Raw genomic sequence first — 25,614 nt, forward strand, 5'->3', positions numbered from 1 at the left:
CTATTATGGAGGCGGCAAGTTTCCGCTTTCGACCTATCTCGCCGAACAGGTCCGCATCATGCTCGATGACCCGCAGCGATGGAAAAAGCTGCCCGAGCAGGTCGCCGACTGGCTGCGCTTCCAGGCCGACAAATCGGTGCTGCCCAAGCGCGACGACCTGCTGATCGAGACCTTTCCACGCGGCAATCGCCACTATCTGGTGGCTTACCCGTTCGAGGGCAGGCTGGCGCACCAGACGCTCGGCATGCTGCTCACCCGCCGCCTCGACAGGGCAGGAGCCAGGCCGCTCGGCTTCGTCGCCACCGATTATGCGCTGGCTATATGGTCACTGGGCGACATGGGCGCGATGTTCAAAGCCAGGAAGCCTTCGCTGAGCGCACTTTTCGACCAGGACATGCTGGGCGACGACCTCGAAGCCTGGCTGGCCGACAGCTGGCTTCTCAAGCGCACCTTCCGTAACTGCGCGCTGATTTCCGGATTGATCGAGAAACGCCACCCTGGCCAGGAGAAGAGCGGCCGCCAGGTCACCGTCTCGACCGACCTGATCTATGATGTGCTGCGCAGCCATGAACCGGACCACATCCTGCTGCAGGCGACGCGTGCCGATGCGGCGGCCGGCCTGCTCGATGTCAGCAGACTTGCCGACATGCTCTCGCGCATCCAGGGTCGAATCGTGCATAAGGCACTCGAACAGATATCGCCGCTCGCCGTGCCGATCATGCTCGAGATCGGCAAGATGCCGGTGAACGGCGAAGCCGATGAGACATTGCTGATGGATGCGGCGACGCTGGTCGCAGAGGCCATGGGGCCGGAGATGGTCGAGGAATGAATTTTTCGCTGGCGCGCACATCGCTGATCGCCGAGGCCGATCTTGTCGGCATCGCCGGCAAGCGCGCCGTCTGCGACCCGCGCGGCGTGCTCTATTTTCCGGATCTGCGGCTTCTGGCCGTGTCCGATCTGCATCTGGAAAAGGGTTCGTCGCTGGCACGCCGCGGCACGCTGATCCCGCCCTACGACACCGGCGCGACCTTGCTGCGATTGCAGGCCGTCATCGCTGACTACCAGCCGTCTATCGTCATCAGCCTGGGCGACAGCTTTCACGATGGCGGTGGCGCCCAGCGCATGCATGCAAGCTTCCGCGAGCGGCTGGAGGCGTTGATATCAGGCCGGCAATGGTTCTGGGTCGCCGGCAATCATGACCCGGAAGCGCCAGCCGACCTGCCTGGCGAGACGGTGCGTGAACTTGCCATCGGCTCGCTGCTGTTCCGGCATGAGCCGTCGAAGCAGCGTGTCGAAGGCGAAATAGCGGGCCATCTGCATCCCTGCGCCCGCATCGTCCAGCAGGGCCGCTCGGTGCGGCGGCGCTGCTTTGCCGGCGACGGAGGCCGCATGATCATGCCGGCCTTCGGCGCCTATACCGGTTCGCTCAACGTTCTCGACCGCGCCTATGCCGGGCTGTTCCGGCTGGACACGCTGATGGCCTATATGCTGGGCGCCCAACGCATCTTTGCCATTTCCGGCTCGATGCTGCGGCCGGGCTAAACAGCCCTACCTGCCGTAATAAAGCGTAACCGTGTGCTTCGCCTCTGCAAAAAACAGCCAGCGCTCGACCAGCATGCCGGCGAACTGGATTGCAGCAGCGAGTACCGACAGCAACGCTGCCGGCGGCCAGGGCAGGGCGAACACAATGGCGAGCAGCCCCAAGGGCAACGCGAAGGCCAGAAGCTGCGTGATCTGACGCAGCCGCGCGCCATGCTTGCGCGCGATGCGGAAACCCATTTCCTTGAGCAGGTAATTCTCTTCGGTATGCGGCCATTCCAGCGACCGCACCGTACCTCCCGCCAGCCCGGTCGCGGTGTTGGCGGTGGTCGGGATCTCCAGCCGGTCATTGTAGCGCCAGGTCGCCAGCTTCCAGCCCCAGCCGGTCAAGGTCAGCAGCAGGCAAGCCGCCAGCTGCACCTTCGAACCAAGCGCAAAGCCCTGCAGCAGCGCGTTCAGCAGCACGCTGCCGGTCATTGCCGAGAAGATGAGATAGCCGGGCAGGGTGAAGCGGCTATGCCATTGGGCGATCGGCTTCAGCGACGCATAAATCATGCCGGTGGTGCAGACGGTGATGATTGCGCCGATGGTGGCCAGAGATCCGGCGATGCCGACCCAGCCATCGGTCTTGCCGAAGAATATCCAACCGATGCCGAACAGTCCCGCCGGAATGAAGGTGATGACCGAGGCAACACCTTCGCGCGACAGCCATGAACTGCGCCATTGTGAGAACGCCCGCCAGGCGCGTTCGGGGCGGCCGAGATGACCCGTCGAGGACAACAGGCCGGCTACGATCAGGCCGAGCGCCAGCCCCATGCCGATGAAGCCCAGCCAGAAATCGGGTGGGATGATCTGGAAGCCTCCGAGCGTGCCCAGCAGCGCGAGCAGGCCGTAGCCCGCGCCGGTGGCAGTGGTGAAGAAGACGACGGAGAAGGCTGGATGCATGGGTCAATTCGAAAGCATGCGGTCGACCCAGCCGAGGAAACCGCCTTCGGCCCGCACCGGTTCCAATGCCGGCGCGGCCACCGATGCGGCGCGCGCGGTGTGGGCGCGCGGCGGCAAATATTTGTTGGTCGGGCGATAGCCGAGCTCCGGCATCAGGTCGACGCCGCCACGCTCGGCCACCAGTTGCGAGACCGCCGACAGGGGATCGCCGAGATCACCGAAATGCCGGGCGCTGGTCGGGCAGGCGGCGACGCAGGCCGGCACGCGGTCTTCTTCGGCCAGATTGTCATTGTAGATGCGGTCGACACACAGCGTGCATTTCTTCATCACCCCGACATCGGTGTCGAATTCGCGTGCTCCATAAGGACAGGCCCAACTGCACAATTTGCAGCCGATGCACTTGTCCTCGTCGATCAGCACGATGCCGTCCGAAGCCCGCTTGTAGGAGGCGCCAGTCGGGCAGACGGTGACGCAGGCCGGCGTCTCGCAATGCAGGCAGGAGCGCGGGAAGTTCACCGTCCGTCCGCCCATCTCGGTGGTGTGCTCATAGCTGTGCACGCGGTTGAACCAGACGCCGTCGACATGGCCGCCATAGGGATCGATGTCGGTCAGCGGCGCCATGTGGCCGCCGGTGTTCCATTCCTTGCAGGCGGTGACGCAGGCCTGGCAGCCGACGCAGGTGTCGAGATCGATGACGAGGCCGAGCTTCTTGCCGCTTTGACTTGGCAGACAGGTCATTTGGTCGCCTCTCTCGCCCTGCGGAATTCGGCGCCGAAAGTCAGTCTGTCGGGCGAGGATTCGAAATGCGGCGGCTGCAGGAAACGCTGGAACTGCGGCTCGGTGAACCCGGCTTCTTCGGCTGCGCATTTGACGATGCGCACGCGCAGGTCGAACCACGCAGCCTGGCCCGTCACTGGATCGGAATTCGAATAGCGTTTGCCCTGAGCGTCGGCCGAGGTCTGGTCGCCGATGATATGGTTGAGCAGGAAGCCGCGGTTGCTCTCGGCCGCGTCGTCCTTCAGCCCCCAGCTGCCGCGCCTTTTGCCGATGGCGTTCCAGGTCCAGACCGTGCTTTCGTTCACCCCGTCGATCAGCTTGATCTGCCCCTTCACTCTGCCGTTGATGCTTTCGATCCACACCCAGTCGTCATCGACAAGGCCGAGACCGGCTGCCGTCCGGTGATGCACGAACAGCCGGTTCTGGCTGGTGATCTGCCGCAGCCACGCATTCTGCGAACCCCAGGAGTGGTACATGTGCATCGGCCGCTGCGTCAGCGCATGCAGCGGATATTTTTCGAGGTCGACGACCGCTTCCTCGAAGGGCATGTGCCAGAAGGGCAGCGGGTCCATGTAGGTCTCGATGCGCTGGCGATCGCCTTTCGGCGGCACCACACGGCCATGGCCACGCGCGGCGAGCCTGAAGCGCTGCATAGGCTCCGAGTAGAGCTGGAAAACGATCGGTTCGGCTTTCGGGATAAAACCCATCTGCACTGCGAAGTCGAGATAGGAGCGGTTGGCCATCTTGTAATAGCGCTGGTCGTCCGCGAAATCATGATGCCAGAAGCCGCCATTGTCGATGTAGCGCTGCAACTGGTCCGGGTTGGCCTCACCCCTGCCGGTCGAGGTCCCATCCTTGCCGCGCCAGCCGGCGAGCGGGCCGATGCCGGGCGTGCGCTCATGGTTGACGATGTAGTCGGCATAGTCGCGGTATCTGGCCGAGCCGTCCTCATCGACGAAACCAGGCAGGCCGAGCCGGGCGCCGAGTTCGATCAGCACCGACTGGAACGGCCGGACGTCGCGGTCGGGCTCGATGACGGGATGGCGGATGGCGTCGCCCGGTCCGTCGGCATGACTGATCGGCCGGTCGAGCAGGCTGATGCAGTCGTGGCGCTCGAGATAGGTCGTGTCCGGCAGCACCAGATCGGCGAACGGCACGGTCTCGGAATAATAGGCGTCGGAATAGATGATGAAAGGGATCTTGTAGTTGCCCGCTTCGTCGCTGTCGGTCAGCATCGCCATGGTCTCGACGGTGTTCATCGAGGAATTCCACGCCATGTTCGACATGTACATCATCAGCGTGTCGATCTTGTAGGGATCGCCTGCCCAGGCGTTGCGGATGACGGTGTGCATCAGGCCGTGCGCGGCCAGCGGCGCGTCCCACGAATAGGCCTTGTCGATGCGAAGCGGCGTGCCGGCCTCGCCGACCAGCAAATCGTCCGGCCCGCAGACGAAGCCGAGCGGCATGCCGTCGAGCGGCGTCATCGGCTTGACGGTCTTGCCCGCCGGCTTCGGTCCGGGCGGCGCGGATCGAGGGTAGGGCGGCTTGAAGCGGAAGCCGCCGGGGACATCCACCGTGCCCAACAGCACCTGAAGGAGATGGATGGCGCGGCAGGTGTGAAAACCGTTCGAATGGGCAGAGATGCCGCGCATGGCGTGCATCGAGACAGGCCGCCCCTTGATCGTCTCGTGGCGGCGCCCGGCCCAGTCGGTCCAGGCGATCGGCAATTCGATCGTCTGTTCGAAGGCGACATGGGCGAGTTCGGCGGCGATCCTGCGGATCGTGTCGGCGGCAATGCCGCAGCGCTCGGCGACCGAGTCCGGTGCGTAACTCTCATCGAGGTAGCGGTCGGCGATCAGCTGGAACACCGGGACGCAGCGGCGCCCGCCGATCGTGAAGCTGCCGGTCAGCGCCGGTTTCGCACCGGCATCGGCGGCGCTGACCGGTGTCTTCGCCACCCTGTCCCAAGCCAGCGGATTGCCGTCGGCATCGCGCACGAACAGCCCGTCATCGGCAGCACCTGGCTCCTGCACGACGAGAACATGGGCATTGGTGTAGCGCAGCAGATACTCGAGATCGACGCGACCCGCCTTGAGCAATTCGTGGATGAGGGCGAACACGAACAGGCCGTCTGTTCCGGGCCGGATGCCGATCCAGTCATCGGCAATGGCATTGTAGCCGGTGCGGCACGGATTGATCGAGACGACCTTGGCGCCGCGCGCCTTGAGCTTGCCGAGACCGATCTTGATCGGGTTGGAATCGTGATCCTCGGCGACACCGAATAGCATGAAATACCGGGTGTTGTCCCAGTCGGGCTCGCCGAACTCCCAGAACGAACCGCCGATCGTATAGAGGCCGCCGGCCGCCATGTTGACCGAACAGAAGCCGCCATGGGCGGCGAAGTTCGGCGTACCGAACTGGCTCGCCCACCAGCCGGTCAGCGACTGCGACTGGTCGCGGCCGGTGAAGAAGGCGAGTTTCCTGGGGTCGGTCCGGCGGATGTTCGACAGCCGTTCCGTAGCGATAGAAAACGCCTCCTCCCACTCGATCTCGCGGAACTCGCCGGAGCCGCGCGGGCCGGCGCGCAGCAATGGCTTCTTCAGCCTTGCCGGGCTGTAATGCTGCATGATGCCGGAGCTGCCCTTGCCGCAGATCACGCCGCGATTGACCGGGTGGTCCTTGTTGCCGTTGATGTAGCGGACCTTGCCATCCTTGATGTGTACATCGATTCCGCAGCGGCAGGCGCACATGTAGCAGGTCGTCTTGGCGATGCTGTCGGAAACGGCAGGCGAGGTGTCGACGCCGTCGCCTTCATCGGGCGCTCGCGTGTCGGCAAGCGGGCGTTGCGATGGTGCCGAATTCGCGCCGCGCGGCGGTCCCTGCATCATGATCCGGTGGCGCCTGTACGGCGCATGGATTTGGCCCGCGTCTTCGGCCCGGGGCCGCGCATATAGTGCTCTTCCGGGTGATAGCGATCGCCGGCCAGCCGCCGCCTTAAGCCGCGGGTCCAATGCGCAAGCAGGGATCTGAGCCGCCCGATCATTCTGCTCTCTGCGATCTTTCGGCGAATTTTTTCTAACTTCGCCGGAAAACTTAGAATAAAGGTATCGATCTGTCTAATCAGTTGTTCTTGTAAATTCGATCGATATTGGTTCTTAATGTGGACATGACCCTGGATCAGTTGCGGATTTTCGTCGCCGTCGCCGAGCGCGGCCACATGACCAAGGCGGCGGAACTGCTGGGCATTTCGCAGTCGGCGGCATCGGCGGCCATCCGGGCGCTTGAAGAACAGCACGGCGTCCACCTGTTCAACCGGGTCGGCCGCAACATCGAGCTTGCCCAGACCGGCCACCGGTTCCTGCCGGAGGCCAAGGCCGTGCTCGAACGGGCCGCCGCCGCCCGCAATGTGCTGGAGCATGTCTCGCAGACCGTCACCGGCAGCCTCTCGATCGCCGCCAGCCAGACCATCGCCAGCTACTGGCTGCCGCGCCGGCTGGCTTCCTTCCATGAAGCCTATCCGGCCGTCAGGCTGAGCGTCTCCATCGGCAACACCAGGCAGGTTGAGGCCAATGTCCTCGATGGCGCGGCGGATCTCGGCCTGGTCGAGGGGCGCACCGAGTCCGACATCCTGCGCCGCACCAAGGTCGACGTCGACAGGCTGATGCTGGTGGTTGCCAGCACGCATCCGGAGATCGCCGAAGTTGCGCCCGGCCACTCCGACATCAAGGACCTGCGCTGGATCATCCGCGAGGGCGGTTCGGGCACACGCGAAGTGCTGGAGGATCTGGCGCGCCACGAAGGCATTTCGCTCGCCGACTTGCAGATTTTTTTGGTGCTGCCGAGCAACGAGGCTATCCGCCAGGCGGTCGAGGCGGGAGCCGGCGCCACCATCATTTCGGAGCTTGTCGTGGCCCGCGCCGTGGCTGAAGGCAGTCTCAGATCCGTGCCGCTCGAATTGCCGAAACGCGACTTCGCCATGATCACCCATCGCGATCGCCAGGCAAGCCTGGCCCAGATGGCGCTTAAGGCGCATCTCGACGGCAAGGCGGATGCCCCGTCGGCGGGCTAGAGTATCAGAGTTTGCGGCTTTGCCGTTGGCTCGGAGGTCTTGGTACTTTGTATCGAGTGGCTGATTGAAACGCCTCACCACGACCTTCCTCCCCAGATGGGCTCGCTAGCGCTGTCCGCCTCGACGCCCAGCCGTCACTCTGGCAATCCGGCGTCCCGCAGCGCGCTTCCCAGAGTCTCCGCGAGCGCTGGCGCACAGCGCACGCCAGCAAATTGGCGGCTGTAGCGGAAGCCCGGCTGAAGCTCGCGCACGCGCGCGGCGGCGGCCCTCGCTTCGTCCAGCCGGCCGAGTTTGGCGAGCGCAGCGGTCAGTTGCACGTAGGTGATGCTGTGTGCCGGATTGGCTTGAACGGACTTGTAGGCTGCGCGACAAGCTTCTTCGTAACGCCCGCGCAGCAAATGGCTCATTGCTTGGGCGTCAAACGCGGCCCAAGCCCACGAATCGAACGGGCTTAGCCGGATACCCTTCTCGCTCCATTCTATCGCGCGCTCTGCTTCGCCGGCCCATCCGAGAACGACGCTGCCAAGAATGTAAGTCAGCGCCGATGACGGGCTAATGGCGAGGGCTGCGTCTAATGCCGTGAATGCAGCGGCGCGATCATGCACGAGATCGTATGCGTCGAGACTCTCTGGGCGCTTCCGCCTGACACGTTCAATTTCCGCTTTTCGCAAGCTTGGAGCAATCGCGCCCACCGCTGATAGCGCGATTTCGTCCTGAAGCGCGAAAATGTCCTCCGAACTGCGGTCGTAGCGCTCGGCCCACACGTGCGCGCCGGTCGATGCATCGATCATCTGAGCGGTTACGCGCACACTACCGCCAGCTTTGCGCACGCTGCCTTCGAGGACATATCGTACGCCAAGCTCGCTGCCGACCTGCTTCACGTCCACGGCGCGGCCTTTGTAAGCGAAGGTCGAGTTTCGCGCGATAACGAAAAGCCATTTTATGCGTGCCAGGCCGGTGATGATGTCATCGACCATTCCATCGGCGAAGTACTCCTGTTGCGGATCTCCGCTCAAGTTCGAGAACGGCAGGACCGCCACGGAAGGCTTCTCAGGCAAGGTCGGCGCCGACGCGGTGCGGGCGGCTGCAAAACGATCAGGGACACTCGTCGCAACAGCCGGTCCTACATAGCGATAGCCTCGGCGCGGCAGTGTTTCGATCCAGCTCTCAGCATCCGCTGCGTCGGCCAATACCCGGCGCAAGGCCGCGATCTGGACCGTCAGGTTGTTGTCGGCAACCGCCAATTTGCCCCAGCCGGCTTCGACCAGCGCGTCTTTGGATACCGGTACGCCCGCGTTTTGGAGCAGCAAACGCAGAAGCGAAACGGCGCGTTGCCCAAGCATGGTTGGCTCGGTGCCGTGATACAAAATGCCCGCCACCTGATCGAGACGGAACGGGCCAAACTGATAAAGGTCGCCTCCGATTGTCATCCAACGCTTTTAGCAAATTTTTGGGAACGAATTCACGACTTTCCCGGCATCGACGGCCAATGTCGCACAGGTGCTTGCCGGAAGTAAGCACCCAGTCAAAGGAGGATCCTATGAGCGCCAATGCCATTATTCGCATGCCCGACGAGAAGAAGGGGATCATGCTGCGTGGTCAACCTATGGTCTTCCTCGTCACCGGCGAAAACACCAAGCACACGAGCATGTTCGACTGGACGATCCCAGCGGGATTCGCCACCGGACGGCATGTTCACCGTGTGCAGGAAGAGACGTTCTACCTGCTCGAAGGCGAGTGTGCGTGGCATGTCGGCGACAAGACGGTTCGCGCAACGCCCGGAACCTATCTGTTCATTCCACCGGGAGTGCCGCACGACATCACGAATGTCAGTGAGAGACCCGCCCGCGTGCTGATGACCGTCTCTCCGCCTGGCCACGAACGCTACTTCGAAGAACTTGCCAAACTCGCGGCGCAGGGTGCGCCGGACCCAAAAGCCCTCGCTGAGCTGCGGAACCGCTACGATACTGACCAGCTCTCGACTTTGACGACACGCGGGTAGGCATCTGTCACGGCGGCCCCACGACAGCTTCTGGCCCATTGCGACATATCGCGCTGGCGCACGAGCTTGGTCGCTATCGGCGCAAAGCGGACGTGATCTTCATCGCATCACGCCGAAGGTTATGGGTACACGACCTGGCCTAAAGCGGATCAGTAATCTCTGAAAAGCTGGACCGCTCGAAGAAAGCCTCAGCCGAACTTGCGTTGCGCATCCAGCGCCAGGCCAAGTCCGACCGAGCCGAACATGTCGCCTTCGATGACGGATGCCTGCGGCACCAGCGACAGGATCTCTCGTTTGGCCAGCGGGATCGCGGTCGATCCGCCGGTCAGGAACACCGCGGTGATGTCGGACGGCTTCACCTCAGCGTCCCTGATAGTCTGCCCGACCGTTGCGGTGACCCGCTCGATGTCCCTGGCAATCGTCGCGTCGAGCCCGCTGCGCGTGATTTCGGCGGTGAACTCCGCACCCGGCAGCTTCACAGCGACCTCTGCGGATGACCTGTCGGTCAGCTCTATCTTGGCCTTCTCGACACGTGCGGCCAGCGCGTGTCCGTAGCGGTGTTCGACGACGTGGATGAAACGGTCGACGAGGTCGGCGCGCTCGGCCTCGTAGCGGATCTGGCGCAGATGCGTCATCGCCTTGGCGGTGTAGACCAGGTTGATGCGCTGCCATGTGGCGAGGTCGATGAAATAGCTTGCCGGCAGGTTGCGCTTGCCGTCCTTGGTCGGCGTCAAATAGCCGAGCTGCGGCATGACATGGGCGATGCTCAGCAGCCGATCGAAATCCGTACCGCCGATATGGACGCCCCGGCTGGCCAGGATGTCGTCCTTGCGGTCGAGCGAACGGGAGCGCTGCGGCGAGACCCGCACGATCGAGAAGTCCGACGTGCCGCCGCCCATATCGATGATCAGCGCCAGTTCCTCGCGTGTCACCTTCTGCTCGTAGTCGAGCGCCGCCGCGATCGGCTCGAACTGGAAAGCGATGTGCTTGAAGCCCTGGGCACGTGCGGCGTTCTCGAGTTCGCTTTGCGCCTTCGCGTCGGCCTCGGCATCGTCATCGACGAATTGCACCGGCCGGCCAAGAACGACGGTCTCGACCGTATCGCCGGCATCGGCTTCCAGCCTCTTCTTGAGATGGCCAAGAAACATGCCGACGATCTCCATGAAGCCGATCGACCGCGATTTGATGCGGGTCTTTTCATGGGCCAGCGAACTGCCGAGCACGCTCTTCAGCGAACGCATCAGCCGGCCTTCGATGCTGTCGGTGTAATTGGCGATGGCCTGGCGGCCAAAGCAGGTGCGGTTGTCCTCGAAGTTGAAGAACACGGCACTGGGCAGCGTGACCTGGCCGTTCTCCAGCGCGACGAGGCGCGGCTGCCCGTTGCGGACCACGCCCACGGTGGAGTTCGAAGTGCCGAAGTCGATGCCGCCGAAGGCTGGTCGCATGACAAGTTCCTGCATTTGTCGTCGGCGAGCCGACAGGCGCCATGAGAAATCGCGCGCTGTCCGGGGACGGGCTGCTCTGCCGAACCGAATTGTTTGTGTCTGCCATTTGGCTGGGGAGCGCGATCTACCGCATGCCTCGGCAAAGGGAAACCACTTTTCGGGGAAAATCCTAATCTCGCCGGAAGATCAGCCTTCCGAGCCAGCCGGTCAGCATGGCCAGCGATATCGCGAAGACGCCGTAGAGGAAGGAATAATTGTGGGCGACACGGAAGATCGACTGCTCGAAACCGGATTTGCGGATTTCGAGCTGGGCCGAGCTTTCCTTGATGAACAGACCGCTCTTGAACAGGAACGCGCGGGCTTTGTGGGTTCCAACCGGCACATTCGGCGCCAGCCTGACGGTGGCGCGGAAAAGGTTCTGCGACAGGAATTGCACGCCGCCGACATTCTCGCTGTAGAGGCCGGTCGCTGACTTGCGCTCCCGCAGTGCTGCCGTGAACTCCTCGATCGTCGCCGGGCTGTCGCCGGCATCGGCGGGCTGCATATAGAGGTTGGAGGCGCCGAGCGACAGCTGCTTGTAGCTGTTGGGTTCGGTGATGTCCTGCAGCGGCCGCGTCGTCGCCACCGAATAGGAGACCGGCACGTTTTCGAAGGTCTCAGAGTCCAGATTGACCCAGACGCCGAGCACCCTGTCCTTGCGGCGCACCACCACCGGTTTGGGCGGACCTTCGAGCACGACGATGACGTCGTAGCGGCCCTGGCGCGCGACGAGTGGATCCGGGTTTTCCAGCGAACCGAAGATGGTCAGATCGGCCCCGGAAAAACCGGCGGTGATCGAGACGTTGTCGGTGGAGAGACCGATCTGGATGCCTTCGGTCAGCGGGACCTGTGCCTTCGCCGGCACGGCGGCCGCAAGCAGCGACAGGACAATGGCGGTTGCGAATGTGCTGCGAGCCTTCATCAGTTGAGGCCCGCGGCAGACAGCGAATAGAGGTTGGGCGGGGTGACGAAAAGATCGATCGCCAATCGTATCGCCACCGCCAGCACCAGCAGTGCCAGCAAGGCCCTGAGCTGCTCGCCGCGCAGCCTCTGGCCGGCCTTGGCACCGTACTGCGCGCCGGCGACGCCGCCCGCCATCAACAGGAAGGCCAGCACGACATCGACTGTCTGGTTGGTGGTGGCGTGGACCAGCGTCGTATAGGCGGAGGTGAAGATGATCTGGAACAGCGAGGTGCCGATGACGACATTGGTCGGCACTTTCAGCAGATAGATCAGTGCCGGCACCATGATGAAGCCGCCGCCGACGCCCATGATCGACGACAGGAAGCCGATGCCGGCGCCAAGCCCAAGTACGGGGATGACGCTGACGAACAGTTTTGACGCCCTGAAGCGCATCTTCAGCGGCAAGCGGTGGATCCAGTTGTGCTGGCCGGATTTCTTCAGCACCGGCGCCGCACCGCTGCGCGTCGCGCGCAGCGCATTGACGCTTTCGACCAGCATCAGCCCGCCGACGGTGCCGAGCAGCACGACGTAGAGCAGCGAGATGAACAGGTCGAGCTGGCCGAGCCTGCGCAGGAAGGCGAAGACGTAGATGCCGCCGGTGGAACCGACAATGCCGCCGGCCAGCAACACCCCGCCGAGCTTGAGGTCGAGCGTACCGCGCTTCATGTGCGAAAGGACGCCGGAGACGGAGGAGGCGATGACCTGGTTGGCGCCAGTGGCGACAGCGATCGCCGGAGGGATGTTGTAGAAGATCAAGAGCGGCGTGATGAGGAAGCCGCCGCCGACGCCGAACATGCCCGACAGGAAACCCACCGCCGCGCCCATGGCCAGCAGGACGAAGATATTGACGGAAATTTCCGCGATCGGGAGATAGATGCCCACCCGTCAGTCTCGATCAGTTCTGCCTGTCGGCGAATGCAACCGTTGCGGGCATCTTGGACCGACAAGCCAATTCGTTCTTGCGCCGGAGGTGCTGCGAAGTCAAACCGCGCTACGCCGCCGAAACAAAAAACATCTCAATCAGTTAACAGGCGAATGTGTGGCAAGGGCGTCGTGGAAGCGACGCCTCTGCCGTTATTTGCGCGCCAGCAGTGCCTTCACCAGGTTTTCGTCGACTTCGCCGGTCGCCGCCATCTTGTTGTCGGTCTGGAAAGCCATGATCGCGGTCTTCGTTTTCTGGCCCATCTTGCCGTCGGCGCCGCCGGCGTCGTAGCCGTTCTTGTTGAGAATGCGCTGGATGTTCTGGACGGCCTTCTTCATGTCGATGCTGGCGGTCGTCTGCGGCGCGCCGTCCTGCCAGGACTCGGGAATGTCGGCCGAGTTGGCTGCCGCATCCAGCGGCTTGGCCTTCCACAGCTCGGTCGCGGCGCGGGCGCGCTCGAGCTGCTCGGGCCGCAGCGCATTGGCGATCTCGTCACGCTTGGCCGCCGCATCCTTGTCGCCTGTCTTGGCGACGAGCGCGAACCATTTGTAGGACTCCTCGAGGTTCTGCTTCATGCCGACGCCCTTGGCGGCGAGGATGCCGAGATTGAACTGGCTGTCCTTGACGCCGACGTCGGCCGCCGCCTGGAACCAGTGCGCGGCCGATTCATTGTCGGTCACGCCGTCAGCCGCCATGGCAAACAGCACGGCCAGATTGTGCATGCCGCTGGCGTTGCCCTGTGCCGCGGAAAGCTGGTACCAGGTCTTCGCCTTCTTGATGTCGCGCGCGACGCCGATGCCCTTTTCGTAGAAATTTCCGATACGGTATTCGGCCGGCGCGAAGCCGAGTTCCGCCGATTTCTCGTACCATTTGGCCGCTGCCGCCATGTCTTCCTTGACGCCGCGCGACTCGGCATAGCGCGAGCCGATTTCGAACAGCGCCTTGGCGTCGCCGCTGGCAGCGGCATCACGCAAGGCGGCCGGGCCGGCGTCAGCGGGAATGTCGAATTTTGCCGTCGTCGCCGGCGAAGCGTCCACCGGCGGAACCGCGCCCGTGGTGTCCTTGGCGGTGGTCGGCTCTGTCGCCATAGGCTGGATGCCGGTGGCGGTATCGGTATCGGCAGGTTCGGCGGCGACCGGAACGGTCGAGGCCGGCGCAGCCGAAGCTGTCGTCGTCTCGGACGCCGCTGGGTTTGCATCGGCCGATGTAGCCAAGGCGACGGGGGCGGGAACCGGTTCTGCGATCGGCGCGGCACCCATCGACGGCTCGGCGCCTGACGGCGTGGCAATCATGCTTTGCGCGGCCATGTCGTCCTTGGTTGCCGGTGCGGATGGCTCGGCCTGTCTGACGGCATGGTCCGGCGCGCTTTCCACTGCCGCGGGCTGCGCGTCCGTCTTTGGCTGGCTCGCGGCATCGAGCGAGGCGGTTTGCATCGGCTGCGAGGCGACGATCGGCACGACATCGTTGCTCGCCACCTGGGCCGGATCGGCGAAAAAGGCCTTGCCCAGTTGCAGGGCGCCCAGCGCCAGCAGGATCGCGGTTGTCCCCATCAGGATCGGCTTGCGCCGTGCCTTGAGCAGGTCGCCGATCCGCAGTGCCTTCACCGGTCCGGTCACCGTCGACTGGCGCTTCAGCGCATCGGCCTCGGCGGCCGCGGCCTGCGCCGCGCGCCGGGCAGCGGCGATGAAATCCGATTTCGCGGCATCGGTGTCGCTGGGCTTGGCCGGCTGGCCGCGCTCGTCACGCACGCGCTTCATGATGGCATTGAGGTCAGGTGCGCCGGAGCCGGGCTCCAGCGGCCGGTTGGCCATTTTCGGATCGAGCGGCTCGTCGAGATCGACGCTCGGTATTGGGGCACTCGGCGCTGAGCCGGCCAGTGGCGGGATATCCGCCTCCTTCTTGCCCTTGAAGGCGCGGGCCAGCCCGCCGAACAACGATTTGCGGCCGCCGGCCTGTCCGCCTTTCTCGGCGATCGTGTCCGAACCGAGCGCGGCCATGGCCGCCGCCGCGGCAGCCTCGGCCGGCGTGCGCGTGCCAATACCAATACCGAGGTCGCTACGCATACCCAGGTCGCCGCGTGCACCCGGCTCATTGCGCAGGATGGCGGCGGCACGGCCATCGAGATCTGCCATGTCCCCAGTCAATGGCAGGGGCTGATCGATATCCATCGACGGCGCGTCGACGGCCATTTTGGGTCGGCGCACGCCGCGCCAGTTGCTCGGCTCGGCCGGTGCCGCATCCAGCAATTCGCTCATCGCCTCGACCGGCTCGCCGGGTTCGAGCGAACCCAGCCGGTCGACGATCTTGAGCAACGTATCGTGGATGGCCTCGAACGTTCTCGAATTGCGTTCGTCGGAGCGCCGCGTCAGTGTTTCAAGCGTCTTCAAATCCTGGGCGAGGCCGGAAACCGCGGTCGCATTGGCGCTCGAACCGGCCAGCGATTGCACTGCGTTCTCGGCCGCTTCGCGCGCCGCGCCGAGAATGGAATCGCGGGTTCCTGCGAGCGACTTTTCAATTTCGTTGAGACGCGGGCTGATGTCCTCGAATTCCGGCAGCGGGGTGCTGGGCTTGGAAAGATGAGCCGACAGGCCGGCAACCTGTGCTTCCAGGCTGCGGATCAGCGCCGGATCGATGCCGGCGACCTGTGCGGCCGACGCGTCCAGCCGGCTTGAAATGTCTTCGAGCCGGCTCTCCAGTCCGCGGATCGCCGCTTCGCCCGCGGGATCGGGCACACGCGTTTCAAGGCGCTTGGCGAGCGCCGTAAAGCGGGCATCGATGGCTTCCATGATGCCGACGCTGTCGACCTGCGGCATGCGCTGGTCGAGCCTGTCAGCAACCTCGTCCAGCCTGCGCTCGAGATCGCGGAACAGCATGTTGCCCTGTTCGATGGCGTCACCCTGGCGGCGTTCCATCATGCTCGACAGCACGTCGAAGCGTTGCTCCAGCCCATGGAAGATGTAGTCGGCGTCAGGCATGGCGGGTGCCTGGTCGATCTTGTCGGCGATGAATGCGATCTGCTTGGCCAGGCGCTCCATCGCCTGCTCCGGCAGATTGGCGCGGCCGGCGAGTTCGTCGACCCGGCCCGACAGCGTGCTCAACCGGTCCATGACCGCGTTGCCGGGACGATCCTGCGCCACTTCCTGGATCTGGCCGGCAAGCGAGTCGATCCGTCTCTCTATGCGCTCGAAAGCCTCGTGGTCGAATGAATTGGCTTGCGCGGCGACCGTCGATGCCACGATGGCGCGGGAAATCTCGTCCAGCCGCTCGTCGATCATGCCAAGCGTGTCGCTGCCGCGATTGTCTTGCTGGCTGGCGAAATGGTCGACAGCGCCGGCAAGCGTCCGCACCTTCTCCTCCAGCGAGCGCAGCGACAACGATTCCGGCAAATTGTTGACGGCATTGCTGATCTGCTCGAGCCGGGCGGTGAGAGCAGACAGGCCCGGGTCGTCCGAGCGCTTGCGCTGGTCGGCGTCGAGGCGGTCTTCGAACGCCGTCCAGCGGCGATCGAAATCGTCCCAGCGGCGGTCGACCTTCTGCACGCTCTCTTCGCGTGCCAGCGTTTCGAGTGCGGCTTTGACCTGTTCGAGCTCGAGGCGCAGCATGTTGACGCTTCTGTCGTCGCTCTTCTCGGCCAGGGTCTGGATGGCGCCCGAAAGACGCTCGAACTCAAGGCCGAGTTCAGCACTGCCCTTGGCCGAAGCACCGGGCCTTGCGCCTGACTGGAAGGCCCGCTCGATGTCCTTGCGCAGCGCTTCGAATTCCCGCTGCAGGCCTGCGGTCATCTGGTGGCGCAATTCCTCGCGCATGCCGCGCAATTCGCCGGCGATCTTGCCGACCATGGCAACGCCATCCTCCTGGCCGCGCACGCGATCGATATCGCGGGCAATGGCCTGGTAATTCTGCTCGAAAGCGGCGGCTCCCTGCATCGGGCTCTTCGGACGCGACGCGGGCTGCGGGTCCTCATACCAGCGCTGCTGGCCAGAGGGCCGGGCGGCGGGGTAGCGCGCATCGGCACCATATTGGCGGGGATCGGGTTGGCGGAGTTCGGGACGTGCCATCGGATCCTCGCGCGTCCGCTCCAGCCGCTGCTCCAGTGTCTCCAGCGACTGGTTCAACTGATCGAGCGTGGTCTGCGGCCTGCGCTGCCTGCCGGCATTGAGTGTATCGAGATAGGACCGCTTGCTGTTCATCGGTGCGTCCGTCTTTCAGAATGGCTGGCTCGCGGCCAGTTCCCCCAGGTCCCTATCGGAACGAAGGCGACCGGCGGCGATGCCGCGGCGGAAGACGAGCTTCCCGGGCTCTCGCCCGCGCTCCGAAAAACCGTGAAAAATTCGATACAGGATAAACACGGGTAGCCGACGCGCCCACATTTCCCCCAACGTGGTAAACAACGCGTTAACCAAACTTAAGAAATCGAAAGGATGTTGGCTGCTGGCCTGACGGTGCGGCATAAAGGGCGGGGCGCAGAACGCCCTTGCGTCATCCTGCGGCAATCGGTATAGAATTGACGTAAACGTAAAAGGCGCATTGAGCGCATGTTTGCGATTTGTTTGTTGAAACCACGACTGGAAGCAGGCCCCCGCTTCCAGTCAGGCGACGCACGGTCCAGGACCGCGACGCCACCAGACGGGGAAAGCCAGTGACCATGAAGCTTATCTCGGCCGGCGAGACCGCGGCCAATACCAATATGTCTGCCGAAGCCGGCGAGGACCTCGTCCGCATCGGCGAGATGGCGAAGAAATATGGAGTGACGCTGCGCACGCTGCGTTTCTACGAAGACAAGGGCCTGCTCAACCCGCAGCGCGACGGTTCGACCCGTCTCTACACGCGCCGCGACAAGGCCCGCCTCAAGCTGATCCTGCTTGGCCGCAAGGTCGGATTCTCGCTGCGCGACGTCAAGCAGATGATGGATCTCTACGATCCCACCGGTTCAAACACCAAGCAGCTCAAGCTTGCGCTGGACAAGTCGGAAAAGCAGCTTGCCCGCCTGCAGAAGCAACGGGCGCTGATCGACGACGCCATCAACGAGCTCAGCGGCTCGATGTCGGCGGTGCGCCAGATGCTGAGCGAGCGTTCGGCGCCGCAGGCGAGCGCCGCCAGCTGAAGCAATTCCGTCAGGAATTGCGCCAGACACCAAGTCGTCTGCTGATTGTCCGAGTTCTGTCTAGCCGCGTGGCCTGCCACGCGGCTTTTCGTTGTCCTGGCCCACTCTTATGGCCTTTCGGCGCTGGCTTGCGCAACGTCGCGCCGCTACGCTCATTGCTCCAGGGGGCGGGGAATCTTGTCGCATCGAGAAAATTGACGTTTACGCAAACGTCAATTTTTGCTATCCCGCTCCCAATATGGGTCCGCATGCCGCCCTGGCTTGTCTTCGGGGCATTCGGACCGGGTTTGCAGGGTGGAGAAAAAGCATGCCGACATACAGGGCTCCGGTCCAGGATACGCTGTTCGTGCTCAACGAGGTTCTGGGTTACCAGCGTTATTCGAACCTTCCCGGATTTGCCGACGCCACGCCCGATGTGCTCGAGGCGATCCTCGCCGAAGGCGCCAAGCTCGCCGAAAACGTCATGCATCCGCTGAACCGTGTCGGCGACATGGAAGGCTGTGTGCGTCACGACGATGGCTCGGTGACCACGCCGAAAGGCTTCAGGGAGGCCTTCGACCAGTACCGCGAGGGCGGCTGGATGGGATTGGCCGCACCCGTCGAGTTCGGCGGCCAGGGCCTGCCCTATGCCGTGCACACCGCCGTCGCCGAATATATGGTCTCGGCCAATATGTCCTTGATGATGTATCCGGGCCTGACGCAGGGCGCGATCGCGGCAATCATCACCCACGGCACCGACGAGCAGAAGGCGACATGGTTGCCGAGGATGATCGAGGGTGCCTGGACCGGCACCATGAACCTGACCGAGCCGCATTGCGGCACGGATCTCGGCCTGTTGCGGACCAAAGCGGTGCCGAACGGCGATGGCACCTATAAGATTTCAGGCCAGAAGATCTTCATCTCGGCCGGCGAACACGACATGTCGGACAACATCGTCCATCTGGTGCTGGCCCGCATCGAGGGTGCGCCGGAAGGCGTCAAGGGCATCTCGCTGTTCATCGTGCCGAAGCTCAAGCTCGACCCGTCGGGCAATCCGGGCAACAGGAACACCGTCTCCTGCGGCTCGATCGAGGAGAAGATGGGCATCCACGGCAATTCGACCTGCGTCATGAACTATGACGAGGCTGAGGGCACGCTGCTCGGCGAGCCCAATGGCGGCCTGAAGGCGATGTTCACGATGATGAACGAGGCGCGCCTCGGTGTCGGCCTGCAGGGGTTGTCGCTGTCGGAGATCGCCTATCAGAACGCTGTCGGCTACGCCAAGGACCGTTTGCAGGGCCGCTCATTGTCTGGGCCGAAGGCGCCGGACAAGAAGGCCGATCCGATCATCGTCCATCCCGACATCCGCCGCAGCCTGATGACCATGAAAGCCTTCAACGAGGCCGGCCGCGCGCTGGCGCTGTGGACGGCGATCAAGTCCGACATCGCCCACCGCTCCGGCGACGACAAGGATCGCCAGGCCGCCGACGACTACACCGGCCTGATGACACCGGTGGTCAAGGGCGTGCTCACCGACAAAGGGTTCGACCACGCCGTCATGGCGCAGCAGGTGTTCGGCGGTCACGGTTATATCGAAGAGCACGGCATGAGCCAGTTCGTGCGCGATGCCCGCATCGCTATGATCTATGAAGGCGCCAATGGCATCCAGGCGCTCGACCTCGTCGGCCGCAAGCTTGGTTTGCATGGCGGCCGCGCCGTGCAGGCCTTCTTCAAGGAGGTTGGCGAATTCTGCGAGGAGAACCGCGCTAACGAGAAGATGGCGCCGTTCACCAAGGCGTTGAAGAAAGGTCTCAACGATTTGCAGGCAGCGACCATGTGGCTGGTGCAGAACGGCATGGCCAAGCCCGACAATGCGGGTGCCGCCTCGACCGACTACATGCATCTCTTCGGCCTGGTCGCTCTGGGCTATATGTGGGCGCAGATGGCCAAGGTGGCACTTGGCAAGACGGACGCCAATGGCGCGCAATCCTTCTACGACAACAAGATCGTGACGGGGCGCTTCTTCATGGAGCGGATCATGCCGGAGACATCGGCGCATCTCGCCCGCATTTCGAGCGGCGCTGACACATTGATGGCACTGCCGGCGGAAGCGTTCTAAGCTCGACTTCACTGGCCTTTCTGTCTGTCGATACGCGGAGGAAATCGTGGCGACAAATCCCGCCGAAGTGCTCTCTTTGCCGAAGCCCGCCTGGGCGGCGGACGAGGTCGGCATGCTCTACGACATGGCGCATCGCTTCATGTCGGAGGAGATCGCGCCGCGCTACGACGAGTTCGAGAAGAACGAGATGGTCGATCGCGAAAGCTGGCTGAAGGCAGGTTCCGCCGGCCTGCTCTGCGCTTCTATGCCGGAGGAATATGGCGGCTCCGGCGGCACCTTCGCGCATGAGAGCGCCATCATCGAGGCCATTGGCCATGTCGGCGTCGACGGGTTCGGCATCGGCCTGCACAATTCGATCGTCGCCCCTTATATCCTCCACTACGGCTCCGAGGAGCAGAAAAAGAAATGGCTGCCGAAGCTGGCGACCGGCGAGCTGATCGGCGCCATCGCCATGACCGAGCCCGGCGCCGGTTCCGATCTGCAGGGCGTCAAGACGCGGGCGCAGAAGGATGGCAACCACTACAAGATCAATGGTTCCAAGACCTTCATCACCAACGGCCAGCTTGCGAACTTCATCATCGTCGTCACCAAGACCGATCCGGAGAAGGGCGCCAAGGGCACCTCGCTGATCGTCGTCGAGACCGACGAGGTCGAAGGTTTCCAGCGCGGCCGTAACCTCGACAAGATCGGGCTCAAGGCCAACGACACGTCGGAGCTGTTCTTCAACGACATGCGCGTGCCGACCTCCAATTTGCTCGGCCACGAGGAAGGGCAGGGCTTCGTCCAGTTGATGCAGCAACTGCCGCAGGAGCGGCTGCAGATCGGCACGGGCGCCATCGCCATGATCGAGCGGGCGCTGGCGCTGACCATCGACTACGTCAAGGAGCGCAAGGCGTTCGGCAAGGCGATCATCGATTTCCAGAACACCCAGTTCAAGCTGGCCGAACTCAAGACCGAGGCCACCATCGGCCGCGTCTTCTACAATGATTGCGTCGCCCGCCACATCGCGGGCGGCCTCGATCCCGTGACAGCGTCGATGGCCAAGTACTGGCTCAGCGACCTGCAGGGAAAAGTCGTCGACGAATGCCTTCAACTGCATGGCGGCTATGGCTACATGAATGAATACCCGATCGCCCGCATGTTCCGCGACGCCCGCGTCCAGCGCATCTACGGCGGCACCAACGAGATCATGAAATTGCTGATCGGACGCTCTCTCTGAAGGCGACATCAGGCAAACCCAAGGAGCAAGCAAATGGCTGAAGCTTATGTCTATGACGCCGTGCGCACACCGCGTGGCAAGGGCAAGAAAGACGGATCGCTGCACGAGGTGCCGGCGGTGCGGCTTGCCGCCAAGACGCTCGAGGCGCTGCGCGACCGCAATGGGCTGGACACTGCAAACGTCGACGACATCATCTTCGGCTGCGTCGATCCGGTCGGCGAGGCGGGTTCGGTCATTCCGCGCGCCGCCGCCTTCGAGGCCGGCTACGACACCAAGGCGCCCGGCATGCAGATCTCACGCTTCTGCGCTTCCGGGCTCGACGCCATCAATTTCGGTGCCGCCAAGATCGCGCAGGGAGCGGACGAGATCGTCATTGCCGGCGGTGTCGAATCGATGTCGCGCGTCGGCATGGGCGCCTCGGGCGGTGCCTGGTTCATGGATCCTTCGGTCGGCCTGCCCGGCTGGTTCGTGCCGCAAGGCATCTCGGCCGACCTGATCGCCACCAAATACGGCTTCAGCAGAGACGACGTCGACGCCTATGCGGTCGAGAGCCAGAAGCGCGCCGCCAAATCCTGGGCGGATGGCCGCTTCAAGAAATCCGTCATTCCGATCAAGGACCAGAACGGCCTGACCATCCTCGACCATGACGAGCATATGCGCCCGTCGACCGACATGCAGTCGCTGGCCTCGCTCAACCCGTCCTTCGTCATGCCCGGCGAAATGGGCGGCTTCGATGCGGTCGCGGTGCAGAAGCATCCCGAAGTGGAAGAGGTCAACCACGTCCATCATGCCGGCAATTCGTCCGGCATCGTCGATGGTGCGGCGGCCGTGCTGCTCGGTTCGAAGAAGGCCGGCAAGGCGATGGGGCTGAAGCCCCGCGCGCGTATCCGCACCTTCGCCAACATCGGCTCCGAGCCTGTGCTGATGCTGACCGGTCCGGTCGACGTCACCGAGAAGCTGTTGAAGCGCGCCAAGATGAAGCTCTCGGACATCGACCTGTTCGAGCTCAACGAAGCCTTCGCTTCGGTGGTGCTGCGCTACATGCAGGCTTTCGACATTCCGCATGACAAGATCAACGTCAATGGCGGTGCCATCGCCATGGGTCATCCGCTCGGCGCCACCGGCGCGATGATCTTCGGCACGGTGCTGGACGAACTCGAGCGGCGCGATCTCAACACCGCTCTGGTGACGCTGTGCATCGGCGCCGGCATGGGCACCGCAACCATCATCGAACGCGTCTGACGGGGAGAGAAACGATGAGCTACACCAATTTCGCCCTCGACACCGACGCCGACGGCATTGCGCTGGTCACCTGGGACATGCCCGGCCGTTCGATGAACGTCTTCACCGAAGAGGCGATGCGGGAATTGAACGCCATTGTCGACAAGGTGGCTGGTGACGCCGCCATCAAGGGCGCCGTGATCACCTCCGGCAAGGATACCTTCTCCGGCGGTGCAGATATCTCTTTGCTGCAGAAGATGCTGACGACCTTCGCCGCGGAAAAGGGCAAGGACGCCGAAAAGGCGACCAAGGCGCTGTTCGACAATGCCGGCATGATGACCGGCCTGTTCCGCAAGCTGGAAACATCAGGAAAGCCGTGGGTGTCGGCGATCAACGGCACCTGCATGGGCGGCGCCTTCGAATTGTCGCTCGCCTGCCACGGCCGTGTCGCCGCCGATAGCGACAAGGTGAAGATGGCGCTTCCCGAGGTGAAGATCGGCATCTTCCCGGGCGCCGGCGGCACCCAGCGCGTGCCGCGGCTGACCGATCAGCAGCAGGCGTTGCAGATGCTGACCTCCGGCCAGACGCTGTCGCCGCAGAAGGCCAAGTCGATGGGCCTGATCCATGAGATCGCCGAGCCGACAAGGTTGGTCGAGACCGCCAAGGCGATGATCAGGAATGGCCTGAAGCCGGTGGCGCCATGGGACGAGAAAGGTTTCAAGCTGCCCGGCGGCCAGATCTATTCGCCGGCCGGTTTCAATCTGTGGCCGCCGGCCATCGCCATCCTGCGCCGCGAGACCTATGGCAACTATCCGGCCGCCGCCGCGATCCTCAAATGCGTCTATGAAGGCCTGCTGGTGCCATTCGACACCGCCTTGCGCATCGAGCAGCGCTATTTCACCGAGATCATGCAGACCAGGGAAGCGGCGGCGATGATCCGCTCGCTGTTTGTGTCGCTGCAGGAACTGAACAAGGGCGCCCGCCGCCCGGCCGGCGTGCCCGAAACCAAGTTCAAGAAGATCGGCATTCTCGGCGCCGGCTTCATGGGCGCCGGCATCGCCTATGTCACCGCCAAGGCCGGCATCCCGGTGGTGCTGCTCGACCGTGATCTGGAGTCGGCCGCCAAGGGCAAGGCGCATTCCGACAGCCTGGTCTCGGATCAGGTCAAGAAGGGCCGCGCCAAGCCGGAGGACAAGGACAAACTGCTGTCGCTGATCACGCCGACGGCGGACTACGCCGACCTTGCCGGCTGCGATCTGGTGGTCGAGGCGGTGTTCGAGGATTCGGGCGTCAAGAAGAGCGCCACCGAACAGGCGGAAGCCGTGTTGAAGCCATCGGCGATCTTCGCGTCGAACACCTCCACCATCCCGATCTCGTCGCTGGCCAAGAATTCGGCGCGGCCGAAGAATTTCATCGGCATCCATTTCTTCTCGCCGGTCGACAAGATGATGCTGGTCGAGATCATTTTGGGCAAGAAGACCGGCGACAAGGCGCTGGCCACCGCGATCGACTTCGTTCGCGCCATCAAGAAGACGCCGATCGTCGTCAACGACACGCGCGGCTTCTACGTCAACCGCTGCGTGCTGCGCTACATGTCGGAAGCCTACAAGATGCTGATCGAAGGTGTGCCCGCGCCGATGATCGAGAACGCGGCGAAGGCAGCCGGCATGCCGGTCGGCCCCCTGGCACTGACCGACGAAACGGCCATCGACCTTGCCCAGAAGATCATGAAGCAGACCATCAGGGATTTGGGCGACAAGGCGGTCGATCCCAAGCAGATGGCGCTGATCAACACCATGGTCGACGATCACGGCCGCTTCGGCCGCAAGAACGGCAAGGGGTTTTACGATTATCCGGCAAAGCCCGCCAAGAAGAAGCTGTGGCCGGGCATCAGGGATCTCTATCCGCAGCTTGCGCCCGAGAAGGTCGATTATGAGGAACTGCAGCAGCGGCTGCTGGTCACCATCGCGCTGGAAGCGGCCCGGGTGATGGAAGAAGGCATCGTCACCGACCCGCGCGAGGCCGATGTCGGCTCGATCCTCGCCTTCGGCTTCGCTCCCTATACCGGCGGTGCGCTGTCCTACATCGACGGCATCGGCGCCAAGGCGTTCGTCAAGATCGCCAGAAACCTGCAGAAGAAATACGGCGCCGAGTTCAAGGCGCCCAAGCTGCTGCTCGACATGGCCGAGAAGGGTGAGAGCTTCTATCAGCGCTTCGATCCCTATGCGAAAGGCGAGACCAGGAAAGCGGCGTGAGTAAGCCTTGCACTGTGGACAAGATGGCGGTCCGGGGTTAGAACAGGGAAGGTATTTTTTCCTGTTCAAAGGAGAGCGACACATGCTCTCGCATGACCGTGTCTGGGCTGCCATTGATGCTCTTGCCGAGCGCTATTCGCTTTCGGCCTCGGGGCTGGCCAAGCGTGCGGGGCTCGATTCCACCGCCTTCAACAAGTCGAAGCGCCTGTCGTCGGATGGCCGGCCGCGCTGGCCCTCGACCGAATCACTGGCAAAGATTATGGAGGCAACGGGCGCTTCCCTCGACGAATTCACCGGTTTGATTGAAGGTCGGGCCGGGGCCAGCCATGCGGCTTCGGTCGCCCGCCGAAGCTCCGTGCCGCTGCTCGGCTTTGCCCAGGCCGGCGCCGGCGGCTTCTTCGACGATGCCGGCTTTCCAGCCGGGCAGGGCTGGGATCTGATCGAACTGCCGACGCAATCGACCGAGAGTTCCTATGCTTTGCAGGTGCAGGGCGATTCCATGCTGCCGCTCTACCGCAATGGCGACGTCCTCATCGTCGAACCGGGCGCCGTTACCCGCAAGGGCGATCGCGTCGTCGTCAAGACCACATCAGGCGAAGTGATGGCCAAGGTGCTCGAGCGCCAGACCGTCAGGTCGATTGCGCTGGTCTCGCTCAATCCCGATCATCCCGACCGCGATATTCCCATGCGCGATGTCGAATGGGTGGCGCGGATTGTCTGGGCAAGCCAATAGGTCAAGCTGGTGCGGCTTCTCCATCATGCGCTGGCGGTTCTGATGGTCCCTGTGATGGCAGCCATTGTCGTCACTGGCGGTCACACTCTGAAAGGTAGTGAAAGCGTCATCACCGTGGACCAGCTTGATCCGGGCGCCGATGCGATGGCGCAGCAGGCTGCCGGGACGCTGCCCGAGGAGCCGGCCACATCGGCCATCGCAGCTCCGCAGCCGGCGACGCATTCGAGGGCGATCGATCCCGAAATCGTCGCGCCGCCGGAACTGCCCGCCGACGGGCTTGAAC

Annotated in this window: 18 protein-coding genes and 2 pseudogenes; 11 read left to right on the plus strand and 9 right to left on the minus strand. The window is 63.5% G+C overall.

The genetic code is table 11. The features are described 5' to 3' along the window. Nucleotides 1-829: pseudogene (locus EN879_RS01955) on the plus strand (DNA ligase-associated DEXH box helicase); the annotation flags it as partial. Beyond that, on the plus strand, nucleotides 826-1,542 hold the full coding sequence (gene pdeM, locus EN879_RS01960; RefSeq protein WP_063170001.1) for a ligase-associated DNA damage response endonuclease PdeM: 717 nt from the start codon (nucleotides 826-828) through the stop codon (nucleotides 1,540-1,542). The pseudogene EN879_RS01955 and the gene pdeM, both read left to right, overlap by 4 nt. 6 nt (nucleotides 1,543-1,548) lie before the next feature. On the opposite strand, the gene EN879_RS01965 is transcribed toward pdeM, so the two are convergent. The 4 genes from EN879_RS01965 to EN879_RS38805 are packed head-to-tail and all read right to left on the minus strand — an operon-like array spanning nucleotide 1,549 to nucleotide 6,478. Continuing rightward, nucleotides 1,549-2,484: a DmsC/YnfH family molybdoenzyme membrane anchor subunit gene (locus tag EN879_RS01965; RefSeq protein WP_063170002.1), complete on the minus strand. Its 936-nt coding sequence runs from the start codon at nucleotides 2,482-2,484 to the stop codon at nucleotides 1,549-1,551. A 3-nt stretch (nucleotides 2,485-2,487) separates the two neighbouring features. After that, on the minus strand, nucleotides 2,488-3,222 hold the full coding sequence (locus EN879_RS01970; RefSeq protein ID WP_063170003.1) for a 4Fe-4S dicluster domain-containing protein: 735 nt from the start codon (nucleotides 3,220-3,222) through the stop codon (nucleotides 2,488-2,490). Continuing rightward, nucleotides 3,219-6,149, minus strand: coding sequence for a molybdopterin oxidoreductase family protein (locus tag EN879_RS01975; protein WP_063170004.1), 2,931 nt, complete (start codon nucleotides 6,147-6,149; stop codon nucleotides 3,219-3,221). Before EN879_RS01975 ends, EN879_RS01970 begins: the two co-directional genes overlap by 4 nt. Continuing rightward, on the minus strand, nucleotides 6,146-6,478 hold the full coding sequence (locus EN879_RS38805) for a hypothetical protein (protein WP_127390035.1): 333 nt from the start codon (nucleotides 6,476-6,478) through the stop codon (nucleotides 6,146-6,148). Before EN879_RS38805 ends, EN879_RS01975 begins: the two co-directional genes overlap by 4 nt. On the opposite strand from EN879_RS38805, the gene EN879_RS01980 reads away from it, so the two are divergent. Beyond that, nucleotides 6,428-7,330, plus strand: coding sequence for a LysR family transcriptional regulator (locus EN879_RS01980; RefSeq protein WP_063170005.1), 903 nt, complete (start codon nucleotides 6,428-6,430; stop codon nucleotides 7,328-7,330). The two genes, EN879_RS38805 and EN879_RS01980, sit on opposite strands and share 51 nt — an antisense overlap. 134 nt (nucleotides 7,331-7,464) lie before the next feature. On the opposite strand, the gene EN879_RS01985 is transcribed toward EN879_RS01980, so the two are convergent. Then, nucleotides 7,465-8,760, minus strand: a complete 1,296-nt coding sequence (locus tag EN879_RS01985; protein WP_063170006.1) for a winged helix-turn-helix domain-containing tetratricopeptide repeat protein — start codon at nucleotides 8,758-8,760, stop codon at nucleotides 7,465-7,467. 110 nt (nucleotides 8,761-8,870) lie between these two features. Here EN879_RS01985 and EN879_RS01990 point away from each other — a divergent pair, with 110 nt between their 5' ends. Then, entirely contained in the window at nucleotides 8,871-9,332 is a 462-nt protein-coding gene (locus EN879_RS01990; RefSeq protein WP_013533666.1) for a cupin domain-containing protein, read from the plus strand. Between the two features lie 188 nt (nucleotides 9,333-9,520). Here the strand turns inward: EN879_RS01990 and EN879_RS01995 are convergent, their stop codons facing one another. From EN879_RS01995 to EN879_RS02010, 4 genes are all read right to left on the minus strand, one after another. Next, on the minus strand, nucleotides 9,521-10,777 hold the full coding sequence (locus EN879_RS01995; RefSeq protein WP_027161735.1) for an Hsp70 family protein: 1,257 nt from the start codon (nucleotides 10,775-10,777) through the stop codon (nucleotides 9,521-9,523). A gap of 169 nt (nucleotides 10,778-10,946) precedes the next feature. Then, nucleotides 10,947-11,738, minus strand: coding sequence for a TIGR02186 family protein (locus EN879_RS02000; RefSeq protein ID WP_013533664.1), 792 nt, complete (start codon nucleotides 11,736-11,738; stop codon nucleotides 10,947-10,949). Further along, on the minus strand, nucleotides 11,738-12,661 hold the full coding sequence (locus tag EN879_RS02005) for a sulfite exporter TauE/SafE family protein (RefSeq protein ID WP_013533663.1): 924 nt from the start codon (nucleotides 12,659-12,661) through the stop codon (nucleotides 11,738-11,740). The genes EN879_RS02000 and EN879_RS02005 overlap by 1 nt, the downstream gene beginning before the upstream one ends. Nucleotides 12,662-12,853: 192 nt before the next feature. Then, nucleotides 12,854-16,891 carry a peptidoglycan-binding protein gene (locus EN879_RS02010; RefSeq protein WP_063170007.1) on the minus strand — a complete coding sequence of 1,346 codons (4,038 nt, stop codon included), beginning with the start codon at nucleotides 16,889-16,891 and terminating at the stop codon, nucleotides 12,854-12,856. A 455-nt stretch (nucleotides 16,892-17,346) separates the two neighbouring features. Here EN879_RS02010 and EN879_RS02015 point away from each other — a divergent pair, with 455 nt between their 5' ends. The 7 genes and pseudogenes from EN879_RS02015 to EN879_RS02045 form a co-directional block, all read left to right on the plus strand. Next, complete coding sequence (locus tag EN879_RS02015; protein WP_013533661.1) at nucleotides 17,347-17,805, plus strand: MerR family DNA-binding transcriptional regulator; 459 nt, start codon at nucleotides 17,347-17,349, stop codon at nucleotides 17,803-17,805. Nucleotides 17,806-18,112: 307 nt separating this feature from the next. Beyond that, the gene (locus EN879_RS02020; protein ID WP_013533660.1) at nucleotides 18,113-19,903 is read left to right on the plus strand and encodes an acyl-CoA dehydrogenase; all 1,791 of its coding nucleotides are present in this window, start codon (nucleotides 18,113-18,115) and stop codon (nucleotides 19,901-19,903) included. A gap of 46 nt (nucleotides 19,904-19,949) precedes the next feature. Beyond that, entirely contained in the window at nucleotides 19,950-21,122 is a 1,173-nt protein-coding gene (locus EN879_RS02025) for an acyl-CoA dehydrogenase family protein (protein WP_082826644.1), read from the plus strand. Nucleotides 21,123-21,155: 33 nt separating this feature from the next. Then, a complete protein-coding gene (locus tag EN879_RS02030; RefSeq protein WP_027161729.1) occupies nucleotides 21,156-22,364 on the plus strand; it encodes an acetyl-CoA C-acetyltransferase in 1,209 nt (402 codons plus the stop codon). 14 nt (nucleotides 22,365-22,378) lie between these two features. After that, a complete protein-coding gene (locus EN879_RS02035) occupies nucleotides 22,379-24,598 on the plus strand; it encodes a 3-hydroxyacyl-CoA dehydrogenase NAD-binding domain-containing protein (protein ID WP_063170008.1) in 2,220 nt (739 codons plus the stop codon). 82 nt (nucleotides 24,599-24,680) lie between these two features. After that, on the plus strand, nucleotides 24,681-25,331 hold the full coding sequence (locus EN879_RS02040) for a helix-turn-helix transcriptional regulator (protein WP_013533656.1): 651 nt from the start codon (nucleotides 24,681-24,683) through the stop codon (nucleotides 25,329-25,331). A gap of 42 nt (nucleotides 25,332-25,373) precedes the next feature. Next, a pseudogene (locus EN879_RS02045) lies at nucleotides 25,374-25,614 on the plus strand (thermonuclease family protein); the annotation flags it as partial.

Source organism: Mesorhizobium sp. M7A.F.Ca.AU.002.02.1.1 (assembly GCF_003998535.1).
Taxonomy (GTDB): Bacteria; Pseudomonadota; Alphaproteobacteria; order Rhizobiales; family Rhizobiaceae; genus Mesorhizobium; species Mesorhizobium ciceri.

Excerpts from the sequence above, each read along its gene's own strand:
- EN879_RS01985 (WP_063170006.1), bottom strand. The coding sequence starts at position 8,760 with ATGACAATCGGAGGCGACCTTTATCAGTTTGGCCCGTTCCGTCTCGAT.
- EN879_RS01995 (WP_027161735.1), bottom strand. The coding sequence starts at position 10,777 with ATGCGACCAGCCTTCGGCGGCATCGACTTCGGCACTTCGAACTCCACC.
- EN879_RS02030 (WP_027161729.1), top strand. The coding sequence starts at position 21,156 with ATGGCTGAAGCTTATGTCTATGACGCCGTGCGCACACCGCGTGGCAAG.
- EN879_RS01980 (WP_063170005.1), top strand. The coding sequence starts at position 6,428 with ATGACCCTGGATCAGTTGCGGATTTTCGTCGCCGTCGCCGAGCGCGGC.
- EN879_RS02000 (WP_013533664.1), bottom strand. The coding sequence starts at position 11,738 with ATGAAGGCTCGCAGCACATTCGCAACCGCCATTGTCCTGTCGCTGCTT.
- EN879_RS01965 (WP_063170002.1), bottom strand. The coding sequence starts at position 2,484 with ATGCATCCAGCCTTCTCCGTCGTCTTCTTCACCACTGCCACCGGCGCG.
- EN879_RS02020 (WP_013533660.1), top strand. The coding sequence starts at position 18,113 with ATGCCGACATACAGGGCTCCGGTCCAGGATACGCTGTTCGTGCTCAAC.
- EN879_RS01970 (WP_063170003.1), bottom strand. The coding sequence starts at position 3,222 with ATGACCTGTCTGCCAAGTCAAAGCGGCAAGAAGCTCGGCCTCGTCATC.
- EN879_RS02035 (WP_063170008.1), top strand. The coding sequence starts at position 22,379 with ATGAGCTACACCAATTTCGCCCTCGACACCGACGCCGACGGCATTGCG.
- pdeM (WP_063170001.1), top strand. The coding sequence starts at position 826 with ATGAATTTTTCGCTGGCGCGCACATCGCTGATCGCCGAGGCCGATCTT.
- EN879_RS02010 (WP_063170007.1), bottom strand. The coding sequence starts at position 16,891 with ATGAACAGCAAGCGGTCCTATCTCGATACACTCAATGCCGGCAGGCAG.
- EN879_RS01990 (WP_013533666.1), top strand. The coding sequence starts at position 8,871 with ATGAGCGCCAATGCCATTATTCGCATGCCCGACGAGAAGAAGGGGATC.
- EN879_RS02015 (WP_013533661.1), top strand. The coding sequence starts at position 17,347 with ATGAAGCTTATCTCGGCCGGCGAGACCGCGGCCAATACCAATATGTCT.
- EN879_RS02040 (WP_013533656.1), top strand. The coding sequence starts at position 24,681 with ATGCTCTCGCATGACCGTGTCTGGGCTGCCATTGATGCTCTTGCCGAG.
- EN879_RS01975 (WP_063170004.1), bottom strand. The coding sequence starts at position 6,149 with ATGATGCAGGGACCGCCGCGCGGCGCGAATTCGGCACCATCGCAACGC.